Raw genomic sequence first — 17,335 nt, 5'->3', positions numbered from 1 at the left:
CTCGGCTGTAAAGGCCTTGATTTAAAAATTATCTATAAAACTATTTCTCAGGAAAAATTTGCGACAAAATGGCCTTGATGGGTCGATTTTTTGCGCGAAATTATCGTTTTTCGATCTTTCCGGGTGATTCGATTTGGCGGTTAGAAGCGCCTCAGATTCCCAGGCTTGCCAAATCCTGATATTCATGGAGTAATTTATCGATCAATCAGTAAATTATAGATAACTGGAGATTTCAATGCCTTCCACCCTGACAGGGAGCCGGGCGATCCGGCTCGCATCCGTCGCCCGACGCGCAGCAGTCGTGATCACAGGCGTTGGCCTAATGGTGCTCGCGGCCAAGACGCAAATCCCGTTTTGGCCGGTGCCGATGACCTTGCACACGCTCGCCGTCATGGCGTTTGCCGTGGCGCTCGGGCCGCAGATGGCGGTGTCGATCGTCGCCGCCTATCTCGTCGCGGGCGCGGCCGGGTTTCCGGTATTCTCCGGCTCGCCGGAGCGCGGTATTGGCCTTGCCTATCTGCTCGGCCCGACCGGCGGCTATCTCGCCGGCTTTCTGGTCGCGAGCTGGCTGGTCGGAAGGCTCGCTCAGGGCGGGGGCCTGCTCGGGCAGGTTTTTGCCATGCTCGCCGGGCTTGCTCTGATCAATAGCCTCGGGCTCGCCTGGCTGGCGTTGTTCGTGCCGGCATCGCAGCTCTTGGCTGTCGGCCTGTGGCCGTTCGTGCTCGGCGACCTCATCAAGATCGGCGTGGTCGCCGTCGGCGCCGCGCTTGCGCCGGCCGCCTTGCGCCTTGGTGAGCGGTGGCGCTCATGAGCGGCGTCGACGGGGATATCCGCCATGATTGGACGGTCGAAGAGGTCGTTGCGCTCTATGAGCTGCCGCTGCTCGAGCTGATCGGCCGGGCCAATGGTGTGCATCGCAGCCATCACGATCCGAACGACGTGCAGAAGGCGAGCCTGCTCTCGATCAAGACCGGGGCCTGCCCGGAGGACTGTGCCTATTGCCCGCAATCGGCACATCACCGCGAGGTCGAATTAACCCGCGAGCGGCTGATGGACCCGATGCGGGTGGTCGCGCTGGCTGCCAGGGCCAAGGCTGCTGGAGCCTCGCGCTTCTGCATGGGCGCGGCCTGGCGCGAGGTTCGCGACGGCAAGGAATTCGATGCCGTCATCGACATGGTCTGGGGCGTCAGGACGCTCGGCATGGAGGCTTGCGTCACGCTCGGCATGCTGAAGCCGCACCAAGCCGAGCGCCTCGCCCAGGCCGGCCTGACCGCCTACAACCACAACCTCGATACCGGCCCGGAGTTCTACGGCAGCATCATCACGACCCGGACCTTCCAAGACCGGCTGGATACGCTCGCGACGGTGCGGGCGGCGGGTATTGAGGTCTGTTGCGGCGGCATCATCGGCATGGGTGAGAGCGTGCGCGATCGGGCCGCGATGCTGCAGGCGCTCGCCGTACTGACGCCGCACCCGGAGAGCGTGCCGATCAACGCGCTGATCCCGGTCGCGGGCACGCCGTTGGCAGGGCGTCCGCCGGTCGATCCGCTTGATCTCGTCCGGATGGTCGCGGCGACCCGGCTGGTGATGCCGGCGGCGACTGTGCGGCTGTCGGCCGGGCGGGCAACGCTGGGGCGCGAGGCGCAGATCCTCTGCCTCGTCGCCGGCGCCAATTCGCTGTTCTATGGCGAGACATTGCTGACGGCGCCGAACGCCGGCATCGGCGCGGATGCCGGGCTGTTCGCGGCGATCAGCGGCCTGGCGGATGCCCGACCGCAGGTACAGGCAGGATAACCCACCTCGCACTCGGCAGGCAGGTGACAACGATCCTCTGCAACAATATACAGTCAATCCATTCAGTGCTTCGCCTCATGACGGATCGCATCGATGGATTGGCTGCCGGACCTGACCCAGAGCGACAAGCCGCGCTATCTCGCCATTGCCGATCGGATCGCCGCCGACATCGCGGCGGGGGCGCTGGCAGCGGGAGATAGATTGCCGCCGCAACGGCGGCTGGCCGAGGCGCTTGCGGTCGACTTCACCACTGTGGCGCGCGGCTATGTCGAGGCGCAGCGGCGCGGCCTGGTCGAGTCACGGGTCGGGCAGGGCACCTTCGTCAAGGCCTCGCCGGCCAAGGTCGCGGCGCCGCGGGCACCAGCAGTGGAATTGGTCGACCTCTCGATGACCCTGCCGCCGGAGCCCGACGATCCCGTGCTGATCGCCCGGCTGAGGCAGGGCATGGCGGAGGTCGGCGAGCGGCTCGTCAGTCTGCTGCGCTATCAGCCGCTCGGCGGCGCGCCCGCCGACAAGGCCGCGGCCGCGCTCTGGCTCGGCCGGCGTGGCCTGGCACCGGCGCCCGAGCGGCTTTTCGTCGTGCCGGGCGCGAATGCGGCGCTGCTGGCGATCCTGGCTAGCTTGGCCAGGCCGGGCGATCCGGTGCTGTGCGAGGCGTTGACCTATCCCGGCATCCGTTCGATCTGCGCACAACTCGGCCTTGCCCTCACTGGTCTGACGATGGACGCCGACGGCCTCGATCCCGAGGCTTTCGCCGAGGCCTGCGTGCGATTGAAGCCTAAGGCGCTCTATCTCAATCCAGTCCTGCAGAATCCGACGACGATCACGATGCCGGCAGAGCGGCGCGGCGAGATCGTGGCGATCGCTCGCCGCCATGGCGTGGTGATCATCGAGGACGAAGCCTATGGCTTCGTGCCTCGCGCGGCACCAGCCCCATTCGCTGCGCTCGCGCCTGAACTGACCTGGCACATTGCCGGTCTGTCGAAATGCCTCGGTGCCGGCCTGCGGCTCGCCTATGTCGTGGCGCCGGATGTCCGCTCGGGCTGGCCCTTCGCCGCGGCCCTGCGTGCCAGCAGCATCATGGCCTCGCCCCTGACCGCGGCGCTGGCGACGCGCTGGATCGAGGATGGCAGTGCCGATGCGCTGCTCGATTTTCTCAGGACGGAGACGGCGGCGCGGCAGCGGCTCGCGGCCGAGATCCTGCCGGCGGGCTTAAGCCGCACGGATCCGCTGAGTTTCAATCTCTGGCTGGAATTGCCGCCGCCCTGGACTCGCGCAGCTTTCGTCGGGCAGATGCAGGCGACCGGGATCGGCATCGTCGCCAGCGACGCCTTCGCCGCGAAGGGGCCGGCGCCGGAGGCTGCCCGCATCTGCTTGGGCGGACCGATTGGGCGCAAGGCGCTCAGCGATGCGCTCGCCTTCATGGCGCACGCGCTGGAGCAGGCGCCGGAAGCGAGTGTTCGCGCGCTCTAGCCGGCTTGATCGCAACGGCCTGTATCAGGCGCATGACCTGCGACAGTGTTGCACGCTTGCCAATATTGACTGCAATCAATATTGGCGCTATGTAGCGGTCAATCTCCGATGAATGCAGTCAATCATGCTGCTTCACCGTCAGGAGGACGACATGGCACATCAGCATTGGCCGGCGCTGTCTCCGCTCAAGACCGGTCTGCGCGGCCGCTGCCCGCGTTGCGGCGAAGGGCAGCTTTTCGACGGCTTCCTGACACTGAAGCCGCGTTGCGAGGCCTGCGGGCTCGATTACTCCTTCGCCGATCCGGCGGATGGTCCGGCCTTCTTCGTGATGATGTTCGTCTGCGTGCCGGCCGTGGCCTTCCCGCTCTGGCTCGAGCTGAGCTACCAGCCGCCGACCTGGGTGCATCTGGTGACGACGCTGCCGCTGGTGCTGCTGACCTGCATCCCGCCGCTGCGGCCGCTCAAGGGCTGGCTCGTCGCTTCGCAGTTCTTCTACAAGGCGGAGGAAGGCCGCCTGGCGAAGCCGAGTCAGCCGGCCAAGGATGACACTCAGAACGGGCTGACCGGGAAGAACCGGATGAACAGCCTGGCATAGGTGCCATCGTCCCAGAGGCCCTGCAGCGCGTAGTCGATCGCCCGCTTCAGGATGAGGTCGTCCTTGCGCAGCAGGAAGCCGACGCCCTCGCCGAAATAGCGCGCTTCGAGATAAGGGCCGCCGGCGAAGGCGAATTCGCTGCCACCGCGCCCGGCGATGGTCAGCGCCAGTGCGACCCCGTCGCCGAAGACATATTCGGCATCGCCGCTGCGCAGCAGAGCAAGCGCCGCCTGCAGGTCGGGTGCCGTACGGCGCTGGATGAACGGGGCGAGCCGTTCGAGAAAGGCCTCATGCGCCGTGCCCGAGACGACGGCGACGCGCGTGCCGCGCAAGCTACCCAGTTCGAGCTCAGCCCGGGCATTGCCGCGTGTCGTCAGCAGGCGAGCCGGCGAGCGATGATAGATCTGGCTGGCGGCGAAACGTGAGCGCAGCTCAGCTGTGACCGGAATGGCGGCGGCGAGCACGTCGCCGCGGCCCTCGGCGAGGGAATCCAGCAAGGTGTCGAAGCGGCGCGCCTGGATGGTGCAGCTCAGGGCCAGCTTCTCGCAGACGGCACGAGCGAGCTCGACCGAGAAGCCGGTGACGCCACCTTCGGGCGTGGCGAAATGCATCGGCGGGAAATCGTCGTCGGTCAGGAAACGGATCACCCGCGGCGGACCGAGATCCGGCCGCTCGACCCGGACATTCGGATCCCAGTAGTTCGGCACGACATAGGTCGCGGCTGGCTGCGCCTGGGCCTTCGCTCCAGCTGAGGGCAGGAGCAGCAGAGCAGCGAGGGCGCTCGTGGCCAGGGCGTTGGCGAAGCGGGCGAACATCGCCTGTATCTGGCGTCAGGGTGGGGTGAGGATCAAGGGGGACCGAACGCGTCATTCTCGGGCGGAGCGAAGCGCAGACCCGAGAATCTCGTGACGAGAGGGCGTCCGGTGGAGCCTCTTCCGGCCTGAGATGCTCGGGTCAAGCCCGAGCATGACGGGCGTTCCTAGCCCAGCGCCGCAGCCGTCGCCTTCGCGCCCTTCTGGAACAGGCTGCCGAGATGACCGGCCACGGCCCGCGTGAAGCGCTCCTCGCGCGGCAGGTCGTCGCCGAAGATCGCGCCGATGCCGAACAGGGCGCTGCTCAGCGCTACGGCGTCGCGGCCGAGGGCCTTGGCGCGGATCGCGAATTCTCCGGCGAGCGGATCGCGCACGTCGATCGGCTCGCCCTTTTCGTCGGTGCCGGTGACATAGGACATCCAGGCGGCGACGCCGAGGGCAAGATGGTCGATCGGCGCGCCAGCCTTCAGGCGTTCGCGAATGGTGCCGAGCAGGCGCTGCGGCAGTTTCTGCGAGCCGTCCATGGCGATCTGCCAGGTGCGATGCTTGATCGCCGGATTCTGGAAGCGGGCGAGCAGGTCGCCGGCATAGGTCTTGAGATCGACGCCCTGCGGAGCCGGCACGGTCGGGGTGATCTCGCTCCACAGCCCCTGCAGGAAACGGGCGAAGACCGGATCGCCGCTCGCCGCCGCGACCGTCTCGTGCCCGGCGAGATAGCCGAGATAAGCCAGGCTCGAATGCGCGCCGTTGAGCATGCGCAACTTCATGAACTCGAAGGGCGCGACCTCCGAGACCATCTGCGCGCCCACCGCGTCCCAGCGCGGCCGGCCCGCTGCAAACACGTCTTCCACCGCCCATTGCCGGAAAGGCTCGCCGATCACGGGTGCGGCGTCGTCGAGGCCCAGCAGGCTCGCGACCTCGGCAATATCAGCCTCGGTCGTCGCCGGCACGATCCGGTCGACCATGGTCGAGGGGAAGGCGCCGTTGGCCTCGATCCAGGCGGCGAGCTTGTCGTCGCGCAGCGCGGCGAAATCGCGGACGAGGCCGGCGAGGACATGGCCGTTGGAGGGGAGGTTGTCGCAGCAGAGCGCGGTGAAGGGGCCGAGGCCGGCTTCCTTGCGGGCGGCGAGGCCGGCGACGATCAGGCCGATCGCCGAGCGCGGCGCAGCGGGATTGGCGAGATCGTGGACGATGTCGGGATGGTCGCCCCGGAGCCTGCCGGTCGCCGGATCATGGCAATAGCCCTTCTCGGTGACGGTGAGCGAGACGATTTTCGTCTCGGGCGCGGCAAGCTTCGCCACCAGCGCCTGCGGACTCTCGGGGGCGACGAGGACGTCGAGCACCGAGCCGATGACGCGCAGCTCGGGCCCGGCCGGGGCGCGCTTCAGGAAGGTGTAGAGCCCGTCCTGAGGTTTGAGCCGGTCGCGCTGGTCGGGCCGCTGCAGGCTGGCGCCGATGATGCCCCAGGCGCCGAACTCCCGCTCCAGCGCGTCGTCGGTGAACTCGCATAGATGGGCGCGGGTGAAGGCGCCGAGGCCGAGATGGACGATGCCGGGCTGGAGCTTGCTGCGGTCATAGCCCGGCCGTCTGACGGCGGCCGGAAGCGCGGCAAGGGTGGCGGAGGACAGACGGGTCAATGGAACAGCCTCGGCAGCCAGAGGGAGATGCCGGGCACATAGGTCACCAGCAGGAGCACGGCAACAGAGGCGCCGTAGAACGGCCAGATCGTGCGCATGGATTCGCCGATCGAGATGCGCCCGATGGCGCAGGCGACAAACTGCACCGAGCCGACCGGCGGGGTGTTGAGGCCGATGCCGGCGTTGAGGATCAGGATCACGCCGAAATGGATCGGGTCGACGCCAAAGGCCTTGACCACCGGCAGGAAGATCGGCGTGCAGATGATGATCATCGGCGCCATGTCCATGAAGGTGCCGAGCACCAGCAGGATGATGTTGATCATCAAAAGGATGACGAGCGGGTTGTCGGAGACCGCCTTCATCGCCGCGATCGTCGCCTGCGGCACCTGCAGGAAGGCCATCAGCCAGCCGAAGGACCCGGCAGCACCAATCACCAGCAGCACCATGGCGGTGGTGCGGACGGCGCCGAGCGTCGCCTCGACGAAGGCGGTCCAGGTCAGCTGGCGATAGACCAGGATGGTGACCAGGATGGCGTAGACCACGGCGACGCAGGAGGATTCCGTCGCGGTGAAAACGCCGGAGCGGACACCGCCAAAGATGATGCCGATCAGCAGGATGCCGGGCAGGGCCAGCACGACATAGCGGCCGACGGCGGCAAGGCCCGGGAAAGGCTCGCGCGGATAGCCGCGCTTCACCGCCACTGCCCAGGCGGCGAACATCAGCGCAGCGCAGAGCAGCAGGCCGGGGATGACGCCGGCGGTGAAGAGATCGGCGATCGAGAGATTGCCGCCCGCCGAGAGCGAATAGATGATCATGTTGTGCGAGGGCGGGATCAAGAGCGCGATGATCGCCGCATTCGCGGTGACGTTGACGGCGTAGTCGGCGTCGTAGCCGCGCTTCTTCATCTGCGGGATCATCAGCCCGCCGACGGCGGAAGCGTCCGCCACGGCTGAGCCGGAGATGCCGCCGAAGAGCGTGCAGGTCACGACGTTGACCTGGCCGAGCCCGCCGCGCAGATGGCCGACCAGGCTCGCCGCCATCTGGATCAGCCGCTCGGCGATGCCGCCGCGGATCATCAGGTCGCCGGCATAGATGAAGAACGGAATCGCCATCATGGCGAAGGCGTTCATGCCGGAGTTCATCTGCTGGAAGACGACGACCGGCGGCAGACCCATATAGACCACGGTCGCGACCGAGGCGATGCCGAGGCAGAAGGCGACGGGCACGCCGATCAGCAGCAGCAGCGAGAAGGTGCCGAAGAGAACCCAGAGTTCCATGGTTCAGACCTCCTGCTCGGAGCCGAAATGGCCGAAGCCGAGCGGGGCCTGCTTCTCGCCGGTGACGAAGAGCAGCATCTTCTCGAGCGCGAACAGGGCGATCAGCGCGCCGCCGGCGGCGATCGGCACATAGTCCCAGCCGCGCGAGATGCCGATGATCGGCATGCGGTCGCTCCAGGTGCCGGCGGCGAGCTGGGTACCGTAGACCAGCATGGCGATGCCAAAGGCGCAGACCAGACCTTCGCCGATCAGGATCAGCGCGGCGCGCACGGGCGGCGGCGACATCACCAGCCCGACCTCGAAGCCGAGATGGTCGCTCTCGCGTACGCCGACGGCGGCACCCAAGAGGATGAACCAGGACATCAGGAACAGCGAGCCGGCCTCGACCCAGATCGGCGTGTCGTTGAGGACATAGCGGCCGAACACGCCCCAGGCGACCATGATCGTCATCAGGACGAGGCCGGTGCCGGCGGTGAACAGGGCATAGAGGCTGAGCTTGGCGCCGAGGCGCGTCAGAAGCGCGGTGAAGGCGTGCATGGGATGTCCGGTTCTGTCTAAATTTCTTGAGTCATCCCGGGCGCAGCGAAGCGAAGACCCGGGATCCATGCCGGAACGGTTCAGGCATGGATCCCGGATCAGCGCCGCTTCGCGGCTTGTCCGGGATGACAGAAACGGGCGAGGCGGCCCGGAAGCCGCCCCGCTGGTCAGTTCATTTCACCGCCTGGATGGCAGCGACCATGTCCTTGAGCTTCGCGTCGGTGACGAACTTGTCGTAGACCGGCTTCATCGCGTCGATGAAGGGCTGCTTCTCAACCATGTTGACCTGGGCGCCGCCGGCCTTGACCTTGGCTTCCGAGGCCTTCTCACGGGCGTCCCAGAGCTCGCGCATCTTGGCGACGGACTCCTTGGCGGCAGCCTTGATCAGCGCCTGGTCGGCGGCGTTGAACTTGTCGAAGCTCTTCTTCGACATCACCAGCACCTCCGGCGAGAGCGAGTGCTCGGTCACCGAATAGAATTTCGAGACCTCGAAATGCCGGGTCGATTCATAGGACGGCCAGTTGTTCTCGGCGCCGTCGATGACGCCGGTCTGCAGGGCCGAATAGACCTCGCCGAACGGCATCGGCGTGGCGTTGGCGCCGAGCGCCGAGACCAGCGCGACGAACATGTCGGACTGCTGCACGCGGATCTTCATGCCCTTCATGTCGGCGGGCGAGTTGATCGCCTTCTTGGAATTATAGAAGGAGCGCGAGCCGGAATCGTAGAAGGCGAGGCCGATCAGATCGTGCTTCTCGAAGTCCTTGAGCAGGTCATCGCCGATCTTGCCGTCCATGACCTTCCGCATATGGTCGACCGAGCGGAAGATGAAGGGCAGGGAGGGCACGTTGGTCGCCGGGATCAGGTTGTTGAACGGCGCCATGTTGATGCGGTTGATGTCGATGACGCCGAAGCGCGTCTGGTCGATCGTGTCCTTCTCCTGGCCGAGCTGGGCCGAATGGAAGACGTTGATCTTGATCCGCCCCTGGGTGCGCTCATCGAGCAGCTTGCTCATATGCCGGACGGCCTCGACCGTCGGATAGTCGGTCGGGTGGATGTCGGTCGAGCGCAGGGTGACGTTCTGCGCCTGAGCCGAGGTCGCGAGCAGCGCGGCGAAAGCGACGCTGGCGAGCGCGGAGAAACTCCGTCGATTGAGCATGGTCTTGTCCTCTCCCCAATAAAGTTGCCGGCTTATTCCGGTCGTTCTTGTCCCCAGACGGGAGCCGCGCCGGCACGGCCGACACGGCGAGCTCTCACAAAAATTCCGTCCGCATCGGCGTGAAGGAATCGATCAACTGCCCGGCCTCGATGTTGGCGACGCCGTGGACGAGGTTCTCGGGCACGAAGAAGCTATCGCCCGCCGAAAGCCGGTTGGTCTTTCCGTCGATGGTGACGTCGAAGACGCCGCTTTCGACGTAAGAAGCCTGGCGGTGCGGGTGCTGGTGGGCCTTGCCGATCGCGCCTTTCTCGAAGGCGACGCGCACCACCATCAGGTCCGGCCCATAGGCCATGATCTTGCGTTTCACGCCGGGTTCGGTCGGCTCCCAGGCGATCTCGGCATCATGCTGGAAGAAGGAGTTGAGACGGTCGGTCATCGCGCCAGCCAGCCTCCGTCGACGGGAAGGATCGCGCCGTGGATATAGGCCGCGGCGTCGCTCGCCAGGAACACGGCCGCGCCGCCGATATCGGACGGCCTGCCCCAGCGCCCGGCCGGGATGCGGGCGAGGATCGCGGCGTTGCGGTCGGGATCGGCGCGCAGTGCTTCGGTGTTGTTGCTCTCGACATAGCCGGGCGCGATGGCGTTGACGTTGATGCCCTTTGCCGCCCACTCGCAGGCGAGCAGCCGAGTCAGGCCGGCAAGCCCGCTCTTGCTCGCCGTATAGGAGGCGACGCGGATGCCGCCCTGGAAGGAAAGCAGCGAGGCGATGTTGACGATGCGCCCGGTCCGGCCGGCGGAGAGTGCCGCCTTGGCGAAGGCCTGAGCCAGGAAGAAATTGGCCTTGAGATTGAGGTTCATCACCTCGTCCCAGTCGCTCTCGCTGAAATCGAGCGCGTCCGCCCGGCGGATGATGCCGGCATTGTTGACGAGGATGTCGAGCGGGCCGGCGAGCGCCTGAGCCTGCTCGACGACATGCGCAGCGATGCCCTCCTGTTGGAGATCGGCCTGCAGTGCGAAGCAGCTGCCGCCGACCTCGGCGACCAGCTTCTCCGTCTCCGCCATGCTCGAACGCCCGGCGGCGACGACCTTCGCGCCGGCCTCGGCCAAGGCCAGGGCAATGCCCTGACCGATGCCGGTATTGGCGCCGGTGACCAGCGCCGTGCGGCCGTCCAGCGAGAAGGGCGAGGCCGTCGCCATCAGCGCAGGGTCTCCACCGGGGCGGCATCCATGTCGGTGAACTCGACATTGTCGCCGGCCATGGCCCAGACGAAGGAGTAGTTCGAGGTGCCGCAGCCGCAATGGATCGACCAGTTCGGCGAGATGATCGCCTGCTCGTTGGCGACGAGGAGGTGGCGGGTCTGCTGCGGCTCGCCCATGAAATGGAAGACGCGGTGGGCGGGGTCGAGGTTGAAATAGAGATAGGCCTCCATCCGCCGGGTATGGGTGTGGCAGGGCATGGAGTTCCAGACCGAGCCCGGCTCCAGCGCCGTCATGCCCATCACCAGCTGATTGGTGCCGGTGCTGTTCGGCATGATGTATTGCCGGATGGTGCGCTTGTTCGAGGTCTCGGCCGAGCCGAGATGGATGGTGTTGGCGTCGTCCTTGCGGATGAGCTGGTGCTTCGCCTCCCGATGCGCCGGGGCGCTGGTCAGATAGAACTTGGCCGGGTTGGCCGGATCGGCACTGGTGAAGGACACTTCCTTGGCGCCGAGGCCGACATAGAGCGCATCGAGATTGGGCAGCTCGAAGCGCTCGCCGTCGACGGTGACCGAGCCGGTGCCGCCGAGATTGATCACGCCGAGCTCGCGGCGCGCCAGGAAGAAGGGCGTGCCGGTCGGCGCGAACGGATCGAGCGTCAGCGGCTTGGCCGCCGGCATCGCGCCGCCGACGATCATGCGGTCGTAATGGCTATAGGTCAGCGCGACTTCGCCGGGCACGAAGATGCGCTCGATCAGGAAGTCCTGGCGCAGCGTCTCGGTGTCATAGCCGCGCACGTCGCGCGGATGGGCGGCCTGGCGTTCGTCGATGGTCTTGGTAGCGCTGGTCACAGCCGGTAGGCCTCCTTGGCCAGGCGATAGGCGAGATCGTGGGCGACTTCGGCAGCCTCGTCCTCGTCGAGACGGTGCTCGGCGACGAGCTTGGCGAGGTAGTGGCAGTCCATCCGGCGGGCGACGTCGTGGCGCGCCGGGATCGAGAGATAGGCGCGGGTGTCGTCGTTGAAGCCGACGGTGTTGTAGAAGCCGGCGGTCTCGGTGGTGAGCTCGCGGAAACGCAGCATCGCCTCGGGCGCATCGAGGAACCACCAGCCCGGTCCGAGCTTCAGCGCCGGGTAGTGGCCGGCGAGCGGGGCGAGCTCGCGCGAATAGCTGGTCTCGTCGAGAGTGAAGGCGATGACGGTGAGGCCACGCTCATTGCCTACCGCGTCGAGCAGGGGCTTCAGCGCCGAGACATAGTCCATGCCGCGCGGGATGTCGGAGCCCATGTCGCGGCCGAACTGCTCGAACAGGTATGGGTTGTGGTTGCGGTAGGAGCCGGGATGGATCTGCAGCACGAGCCCGTCATCGAGGCTCATCTTCGCCATCTCGGTCAGCATCTGGCCGCGGAAGACATCGGCGTCCTCGGCCGAGAACTTGCCCTTCAGGATCTTGGCGAAGAGTTTTTCGCATTCGGCCGGCGTCAGGTTCGCGGTGCGGGCGGTGGCGTGGCCATGATCGGAGGAGGTCGCGCCGCGCTCGATGAAATAGCCGCGGCGCTTGCGGTGGGCTTCGAGATAGCCGTTCCAGCTCGTGACATCCTCGCCGGTCAGTTCGCCGAACTGGTCGAGATTGTCCTTGAATCCCTCGAACTCGGGATCGACGACGCTGTCGGGACGATAGGCAGTGATGACCTTGCCGCCCCAGCCGGACGCCTTGATCATGTCGTGCCATTTCAGCGGATCGAGCGCGCCTTCGGTGGTGGCGATCGCCTCGATCTTGAAGCGCTCGAACAAAGCGCGCGGGCGCATCGCGTCCTGCTCCAGCTGCTCGGCGATGCGATCGTAGATGCGGTCGGCGCTCTCGGCCGAGAGGCGCTCGGTGATGCCGAAGATCGAGAAGGCGGCGTGCTCGAACCAGAGCCGCGTCGGCGTGCCCCGGAACAGGTGCCAGTTGCTGGCGAAGAGCCGCCAGATCTTGCGCGGATCGCTCTCGACCTCGCCGCCATCCTTGCGGGCGATGCCGAGCTGCTCGAGGCGGATGCCCTGCGAATAGAGCATGCGGAAGATGTAGTGGTCAGGCTTGACGAAGAGCGTCGCCGGATCGGGAAAGGGCTTGTCCTCGGCGAACCAGCGCGGATCGGTGTGGCCATGCGGCGAGATGATCGGCAGGTCGCGGACGCCGGCATAGAGGCGGCGCGCAATGCCGCGCGTCACCGGTTCGGCAGGCAAAAGACGATCGTCGTGCAGCAGCATCGCTGGCGTTTCCCCTATCGGGCCGGACCATAGGGCCGGCGCTGGTGATGTCAATATACTAATATACTAGTATGCGCTGCCCAGCCGTGTTACGCCCTGATTGGCTGCGGAGCACGCATCGTGGTCCAATAAGGGAGCGATCATGGCCGGGATAGGACGATGTCGGAGTCGCTAGGAGGAGGCGAGGTCGGCGGAGCGCGCCGCGAACGCAGGCCTCAACGCCTCGCCGCGGCGACGGCAGGCCGCGCCACAGCTGCCTCTGTCGTGCAGGACGAGCTCCGCCGCGAGATCCTCGACATGGTGGTCCGGCCAGGTGCTCCGCTGGTCGAAAAGGACCTCACCGCCCGCTTCGGCATGAGCCGCACGCCGGTGCGCGAGGCGCTGATTCGGCTGAAGGAGGAGGGGCTGGTCGAGATCTTTCCACAGGCCGGCACCTTCGTCGCCCGCATCCCGACCAGCGCGATCCCCGAGGCGGTGTTCATCCGCCAGGCGTTGGAATGCGCCACGGTCGAGGTGCTGGCGCGGATGGCGAGCGCGGACGACATCGCCCGGCTCGATGCGACGATCGCCGTGCTGCACGAGTCGCATGAGGCTGGTGATCAGGAGCGCTTCCACCTCGCCGACGAGGAATTCCACGAGGTGCTCGCCGACATCGCCGGCTATCCCGGCGTCTGGAAGCTCGCCCAGGCGGCCAAGAGCCAGATCGACCGCTGCCGGCGCATGACATTGCCAGTGCCGGGGCGGATGGCGATGGTGATCCGCGAGCACCTCGCCATCGTCGACGAAATCAGGCGGCATGACGCCTCCGCCGCAGTCGTGGCGATGCGCCAGCATCTGGGAACGCTGCTGCCCGATCTGGTGCATCTCAAGGCGAGCTATCCGGATTACTTTGTTTGATAAGAGCGCGTCATTCTCGGGCGAAGCGTAGCGCAGACCCGAGAATCGCGTGACGAGAAGGCGTTACTTGAGCCTCTTCCGGCCTGAGATGCTCGCGGCGAGCCCGAGCATGACGCGCTCTTCAGTGCTCTTGCCTCGCTCCCGTCTCCCGCGCCATCTTGCCCCGCAACGACTATGGAGGCGGGACGATGACGACGCGGCGCGATCTTCTGGCGGGAGCGGGCCTTGCCGCACTCGCAACCCAGCTTCCGCTTTCCGCCTTCGCACAGGCCAAGGACGCCGTCACCATCGGCATGACGCTGGAGCCGCCGACGCTCGATCCGACCTCGGGCGCGGCGCAGGCGATCCGCGAGGTCGTGCTGCAGAACATCTTCGAGGGGCTGGTGGCGATGGACCGCACCGGCAAGCTCGTGCCGGCGCTGGCCGAGAGCTGGACGCTTGCGCCCGACAACCTCGCCTACACTTTCAAGCTCCGGGCGAATGCGCGCTTCCATGACGGCACGCCGCTGTCCTCACGCGATGTGAAGTTCTCCTTCGAGCGCGCGGTCGCGCCCGATTCGACCAATGCCCAGCGCTGGATCTTCACCCCGATCGAGAGCATCGAGGCGCCCGATCCGGTCACCGTCACCATCAAGCTGAAGCAGCCGACGGCGAACTTCGTCTACGGGCTCTCATGGGGCGACGCGATCATCGTCTCGCCGGCGACGGCGGCGAACAACAAGACCAATCCGGTCGGCACCGGCCCGTTCAAGTTCGCACGCTGGAACCGCGGCGACCGGCTCGAACTGGCGCGCAATGACGAATACTGGGGAACCAAGCCTTCTCTGGCAAAGGCGACCTTCCGCTTCATCTCCGACCCGCAGGCGCAGGTCGCGGCGCTCAGGGCCGGCGACATCGACGTCTTCACCAATCTCTCGGCGCCGGAGGCGATCCCGCAGCTCAAGGCCGATCCCAAGCTCAAGGTCACGCTCGGCAAGACCGAGGGCGAGACCATCCTCGCCATCAACAACGCCAAGGCGCCATTCACTGATGTCCGGGTACGCCAGGCGATCTCGCACGTGCTCGACCGTAAGACGATCGCGCTCGGCATCTATGGCTTCGATCTCGACTATATCGGCAGCCATTTCTCGCCGCTGCACCCGGCCTATGTCGACCTGACCCAGACCTATCCGGTCGACCTCGCCAAAGCGAAGGCGCTGCTTGCGGCGGCCGGCTTCCCCAAGGGCTTCGAGTGTACGCTACGCCTGCCACCGCCGGCCTATGCCCGGCGCGGCGGCGAGATCGTCGCGGCGCTGCTTGCGCAGATCGGGATCACCGCCAAGATCGAGCCGCTTGAATTCCCGCAATGGCTGGAGCGGGTGTTCAAGGCCAGGGATTTCGACCTGACGATCATCTCGCACACCGAGCCGCTCGACATCGCCAATTACGCCCGCGACGACTACTACTTCCAGTACAGGAATCCCGAGTTCAAGGCGCTGATCGAAAAGATCGACCGCACCGTCGACGAGGCCGAGCGCAACAAGCTCTATGGCGACGCCCAGCGCATGCTGGCGCGCGATGCGGTCAACGGTTTCCTGTTCATTCTGCCGAAGATCACGGTGACCAGGGCCGACCTGGAGGGCATGTGGACCGACTGGCCGCTGCCGTTGACCCCGCTTGCGGAGGTGCGCTGGCGCTGACGCTTATGACGTCCTCTTCGTCTTTCCGGGGCGCTGCGCAGCAGCGAGCCCGGAATCCAGAACCGATATGGTTTCTCGGAAAGTCACGAAGATCGCCGCTCCTTCCGGTGACGGTATCGGTTCTGGGTTCCGGGTTCAGGCCTATCGGCCTGCCCCGGAATGACGGCGAGCAGAGCACCGTCCGACCCTCTCGCTGCGAGGTGAAGCTGTGACCGCCTACCTGCTCCGCCGCCTCCTCGCCTTCGCCTTGACGCTGCTCGGTGCGGCGATCGTCATCTTCCTCGTGCTGGAGATCCTGCCGGGCGATCCGGCGGCGGTGACGCTCGGGCTGAACGCGGCGCCGGAGGCGCTCGCCGCGCTGCGGGCCGAGATGGGGCTCGACCAGCCGGCGCTGCTGCGCTTCTTCTCCTGGATCGGCGGGCTCGTCAGCGGCGATCTCGGCCTCAGCTACACCTATCGCGTGCCGGTGACGCAGCTGATCAGCGAGCGCATGGTGGTGACGCTGCCGCTGGCTTCGATGGCGATCCTGCTCGCGTCCGCCATCGGCATTCCGCTCGGGGCACTCGCCGCGGCCAACCACAACCGCGCCGGGGATGCGGCGGTGATGGTCTTCGCCCAGGCCGGGCTCGCCATCCCGAATTTCTGGTTCGGCCTACTGCTCGTGCTGGTCTTTGCGGTCGGTGCCGGCTGGCTGCCGGCCGGCGGCTTTCCGGGCTGGCAGGCCGGCTTCTGGCCGGCGCTGCGCTCACTCCTGCTGCCGGCCGTCGCGCTCGCTCTGCCGCAGGCGGCGATCCTCGCCCGCGTCACCCGCTCGGCCATGCTGGAGACGATGCAGGAGGATTATGTCCGCACCGCCCGGGCCAAGGGAGTGAGCCGGCGACGGACCATGCTGCGCCATGTTCTGCGCAATGCGCTGATCCCGGTCGTCACCGTGCTGGGCCTGCAATTCTCAGTGCTGCTGGCCGGCGCGATCATCATCGAGAACGTCTTTGCCCTGCCGGGACTTGGGCGGCTCGTCTTCCAGTCGATCGCCCAGCATGACCTGATCGTGGTCAAGGACCTCGTCATGCTGTTTTCGGCGCTGGTCGTCTTCATCAACTTCGCGATCGAACTGCTCTATGGGCTGATCGATCCGCGCCTGCGGCAGGCGTCATGAGCGCGGTCGCGCCCCGTTCCCACCCACGGCGCTGGTGGGCCTCACCATCCTTCCTCGCCGGGCTGCTGCTCGGCGGGCTCGTGGTCGCGATGGCGCTGGTCTCCTATCTCTGGACGCCCTATGAGCCGACCCAGATGGCGATCCTGAAGCGCTTGCGTCCGCCTTCGGCCGAGCACTGGTTCGGCACCGACCAGTTCGGCCGCGACGTGTTCTCGATGATCATGGTCGGCGCCCGCAATTCGCTGGCGGTAGGCCTTGGCGCGGTCGGCCTCGGCCTGACCATCGGCAGCGCGCTCGGGCTGATTGCCGCGATCCGGCGCGACGGCCTGCTCGACAATCTGATCATGCGCATGGCCGATTTCAGCCACGCCTTCCCGGCGGTGCTCTCGGCGATCATGATCAGCGCGGTCTGGGGGCCCGGCATGATGAATGCCGTGATCGCGATCGCACTGTTCAGCCTGCCCTATTTCGCGAGACTTGCTCGGGGAGCGGCGCTGCAGTGCTGGGCGCTGGATTATGTGCTGGCGGCGCGTGCGGCCGGGCTGACCGAGATGGCGATCACGCGCCAGCATGTCCTGCCCAACATCGCTGGCGTGCTCGTGGTGCAGGCGACGATCCAGTTCGCACTCGCCATCCTGGCCGAGGCCGGCCTGTCCTATCTCGGCCTCGGCACGCAGCCGCCAGCACCGAGCTGGGGGCGGATGCTCAACGAAGCGCAGACCTTCATGGCGGCGCAGCCCTGGCTCGCGATCTTCCCGGGCGCTGCGATCGCACTTTCGGTGCTGGCCTTCAATTTGCTGGGCGATGGTTTGCGCGACGCGGTCGATCCGCGCATGCGCCGCTCGCGGGATTGATTATGGATATGCTTGCGGAG

17 protein-coding genes are annotated in these 17,335 nt (G+C 66.4%); 8 read left to right on the top strand and 9 right to left on the bottom strand.

All coding sequences use genetic code 11. From position 1 onward, the window contains the following. The first annotated feature begins 235 nt into the window (after positions 1-235). The 4 genes from AC07O0_RS13645 to AC07O0_RS13630 all read left to right on the top strand — a co-directional run bounded on the left by AC07O0_RS13645 (position 236) and on the right by AC07O0_RS13630 (position 3,862). The gene (locus AC07O0_RS13645; RefSeq protein ID WP_494623844.1) at positions 236-811 is read left to right on the top strand and encodes a biotin transporter BioY; all 576 of its coding nucleotides are present in this window, start codon (positions 236-238) and stop codon (positions 809-811) included. Then, positions 808-1,794 (top strand): biotin synthase BioB, encoded by a 987-nt coding sequence (bioB, locus tag AC07O0_RS13640; protein ID WP_494623842.1) that lies wholly within the window; start codon positions 808-810, stop codon positions 1,792-1,794. The genes AC07O0_RS13645 and bioB overlap by 4 nt, the downstream gene beginning before the upstream one ends. A gap of 93 nt (positions 1,795-1,887) precedes the next feature. Next, positions 1,888-3,267 (top strand): aminotransferase-like domain-containing protein, encoded by a 1,380-nt coding sequence (locus tag AC07O0_RS13635; RefSeq protein ID WP_494623840.1) that lies wholly within the window; start codon positions 1,888-1,890, stop codon positions 3,265-3,267. Between the two features lie 151 nt (positions 3,268-3,418). Then, positions 3,419-3,862, top strand: coding sequence for a DUF983 domain-containing protein (locus AC07O0_RS13630; RefSeq protein WP_494623838.1), 444 nt, complete (start codon positions 3,419-3,421; stop codon positions 3,860-3,862). On the opposite strand, the gene AC07O0_RS13625 is transcribed toward AC07O0_RS13630, so the two are convergent. The 9 genes from AC07O0_RS13625 to uxaC form a co-directional block, all read right to left on the bottom strand. Next, complete coding sequence (locus tag AC07O0_RS13625; protein WP_494623836.1) at positions 3,817-4,677, bottom strand: transporter substrate-binding domain-containing protein; 861 nt, start codon at positions 4,675-4,677, stop codon at positions 3,817-3,819. The two genes, AC07O0_RS13630 and AC07O0_RS13625, sit on opposite strands and share 46 nt — an antisense overlap. A 164-nt stretch (positions 4,678-4,841) precedes the next feature. Next, positions 4,842-6,311, bottom strand: coding sequence for a mannitol dehydrogenase family protein (locus tag AC07O0_RS13620; protein WP_494623834.1), 1,470 nt, complete (start codon positions 6,309-6,311; stop codon positions 4,842-4,844). Beyond that, the gene (locus tag AC07O0_RS13615; RefSeq protein WP_494623832.1) at positions 6,308-7,588 is read right to left on the bottom strand and encodes a TRAP transporter large permease; all 1,281 of its coding nucleotides are present in this window, start codon (positions 7,586-7,588) and stop codon (positions 6,308-6,310) included. The genes AC07O0_RS13620 and AC07O0_RS13615 overlap by 4 nt, the downstream gene beginning before the upstream one ends. Positions 7,589-7,591: 3 nt before the next feature. Continuing rightward, a complete protein-coding gene (locus tag AC07O0_RS13610) occupies positions 7,592-8,125 on the bottom strand; it encodes a TRAP transporter small permease (RefSeq protein ID WP_494623830.1) in 534 nt (177 codons plus the stop codon). A gap of 172 nt (positions 8,126-8,297) precedes the next feature. Then, entirely contained in the window at positions 8,298-9,281 is a 984-nt protein-coding gene (locus AC07O0_RS13605) for a TRAP transporter substrate-binding protein (protein ID WP_494623828.1), read from the bottom strand. A 94-nt stretch (positions 9,282-9,375) separates the two neighbouring features. Continuing rightward, a complete protein-coding gene (locus AC07O0_RS13600) occupies positions 9,376-9,717 on the bottom strand; it encodes a cupin domain-containing protein (RefSeq protein ID WP_494623826.1) in 342 nt (113 codons plus the stop codon). Further along, positions 9,714-10,478: a 2-dehydro-3-deoxy-D-gluconate 5-dehydrogenase KduD gene (gene kduD / locus AC07O0_RS13595; protein ID WP_494623824.1), complete on the bottom strand. Its 765-nt coding sequence runs from the start codon at positions 10,476-10,478 to the stop codon at positions 9,714-9,716. Before kduD ends, AC07O0_RS13600 begins: the two co-directional genes overlap by 4 nt. Beyond that, a complete protein-coding gene (kduI, locus tag AC07O0_RS13590; protein WP_494623823.1) occupies positions 10,478-11,329 on the bottom strand; it encodes a 5-dehydro-4-deoxy-D-glucuronate isomerase in 852 nt (283 codons plus the stop codon). The genes kduD and kduI overlap by 1 nt, the downstream gene beginning before the upstream one ends. Beyond that, positions 11,326-12,729, bottom strand: coding sequence for a glucuronate isomerase (uxaC, locus tag AC07O0_RS13585; RefSeq protein ID WP_494623821.1), 1,404 nt, complete (start codon positions 12,727-12,729; stop codon positions 11,326-11,328). The genes kduI and uxaC overlap by 4 nt, the downstream gene beginning before the upstream one ends. A gap of 159 nt (positions 12,730-12,888) precedes the next feature. On the opposite strand from uxaC, the gene AC07O0_RS13580 reads away from it, so the two are divergent. The 4 genes from AC07O0_RS13580 (at position 12,889) to AC07O0_RS13565 (ending at position 17,315) form a co-directional block, all read left to right on the top strand. Further along, complete coding sequence (locus tag AC07O0_RS13580) at positions 12,889-13,626, top strand: GntR family transcriptional regulator (protein ID WP_494623819.1); 738 nt, start codon at positions 12,889-12,891, stop codon at positions 13,624-13,626. 188 nt (positions 13,627-13,814) lie between these two features. Next, on the top strand, positions 13,815-15,305 hold the full coding sequence (locus AC07O0_RS13575) for an ABC transporter substrate-binding protein (RefSeq protein ID WP_494623817.1): 1,491 nt from the start codon (positions 13,815-13,817) through the stop codon (positions 15,303-15,305). 208 nt (positions 15,306-15,513) lie between these two features. Continuing rightward, positions 15,514-16,461, top strand: a complete 948-nt coding sequence (locus AC07O0_RS13570) for an ABC transporter permease (RefSeq protein WP_494623815.1) — start codon at positions 15,514-15,516, stop codon at positions 16,459-16,461. Further along, positions 16,458-17,315: an ABC transporter permease gene (locus tag AC07O0_RS13565; RefSeq protein WP_494623813.1), complete on the top strand. Its 858-nt coding sequence runs from the start codon at positions 16,458-16,460 to the stop codon at positions 17,313-17,315. The genes AC07O0_RS13570 and AC07O0_RS13565 overlap by 4 nt, the downstream gene beginning before the upstream one ends. The last annotated feature ends 20 nt before the right edge of the window (positions 17,316-17,335 follow it).

The organism is Allobosea sp. GW821-FHT10B12, from assembly GCF_059415545.1.
Note: the sequence above shows the minus strand (reverse complement) of the source record. Positions and strands in the feature narration are given on the sequence as shown.

Bases quoted from the DNA above. Each gene is read 5' to 3' on its own strand.
- AC07O0_RS13645 (WP_494623844.1), top strand. From the start codon at position 236: ATGCCTTCCACCCTGACAGGGAGCCGGGCGATCCGGCTCGCATCCGTC.
- bioB (WP_494623842.1), top strand. From the start codon at position 808: ATGAGCGGCGTCGACGGGGATATCCGCCATGATTGGACGGTCGAAGAG.
- AC07O0_RS13635 (WP_494623840.1), top strand. From the start codon at position 1,888: ATGGATTGGCTGCCGGACCTGACCCAGAGCGACAAGCCGCGCTATCTC.
- AC07O0_RS13630 (WP_494623838.1), top strand. From the start codon at position 3,419: ATGGCACATCAGCATTGGCCGGCGCTGTCTCCGCTCAAGACCGGTCTG.
- AC07O0_RS13625 (WP_494623836.1), bottom strand. From the start codon at position 4,677: ATGTTCGCCCGCTTCGCCAACGCCCTGGCCACGAGCGCCCTCGCTGCT.
- AC07O0_RS13615 (WP_494623832.1), bottom strand. From the start codon at position 7,588: ATGGAACTCTGGGTTCTCTTCGGCACCTTCTCGCTGCTGCTGCTGATC.
- AC07O0_RS13610 (WP_494623830.1), bottom strand. From the start codon at position 8,125: ATGCACGCCTTCACCGCGCTTCTGACGCGCCTCGGCGCCAAGCTCAGC.
- AC07O0_RS13605 (WP_494623828.1), bottom strand. From the start codon at position 9,281: ATGCTCAATCGACGGAGTTTCTCCGCGCTCGCCAGCGTCGCTTTCGCC.
- AC07O0_RS13600 (WP_494623826.1), bottom strand. From the start codon at position 9,717: ATGACCGACCGTCTCAACTCCTTCTTCCAGCATGATGCCGAGATCGCC.
- kduD (WP_494623824.1), bottom strand. From the start codon at position 10,478: ATGGCGACGGCCTCGCCCTTCTCGCTGGACGGCCGCACGGCGCTGGTC.
- uxaC (WP_494623821.1), bottom strand. From the start codon at position 12,729: ATGCTGCTGCACGACGATCGTCTTTTGCCTGCCGAACCGGTGACGCGC.
- AC07O0_RS13580 (WP_494623819.1), top strand. From the start codon at position 12,889: ATGTCGGAGTCGCTAGGAGGAGGCGAGGTCGGCGGAGCGCGCCGCGAA.
- AC07O0_RS13575 (WP_494623817.1), top strand. From the start codon at position 13,815: ATGACGACGCGGCGCGATCTTCTGGCGGGAGCGGGCCTTGCCGCACTC.
- AC07O0_RS13565 (WP_494623813.1), top strand. From the start codon at position 16,458: ATGAGCGCGGTCGCGCCCCGTTCCCACCCACGGCGCTGGTGGGCCTCA.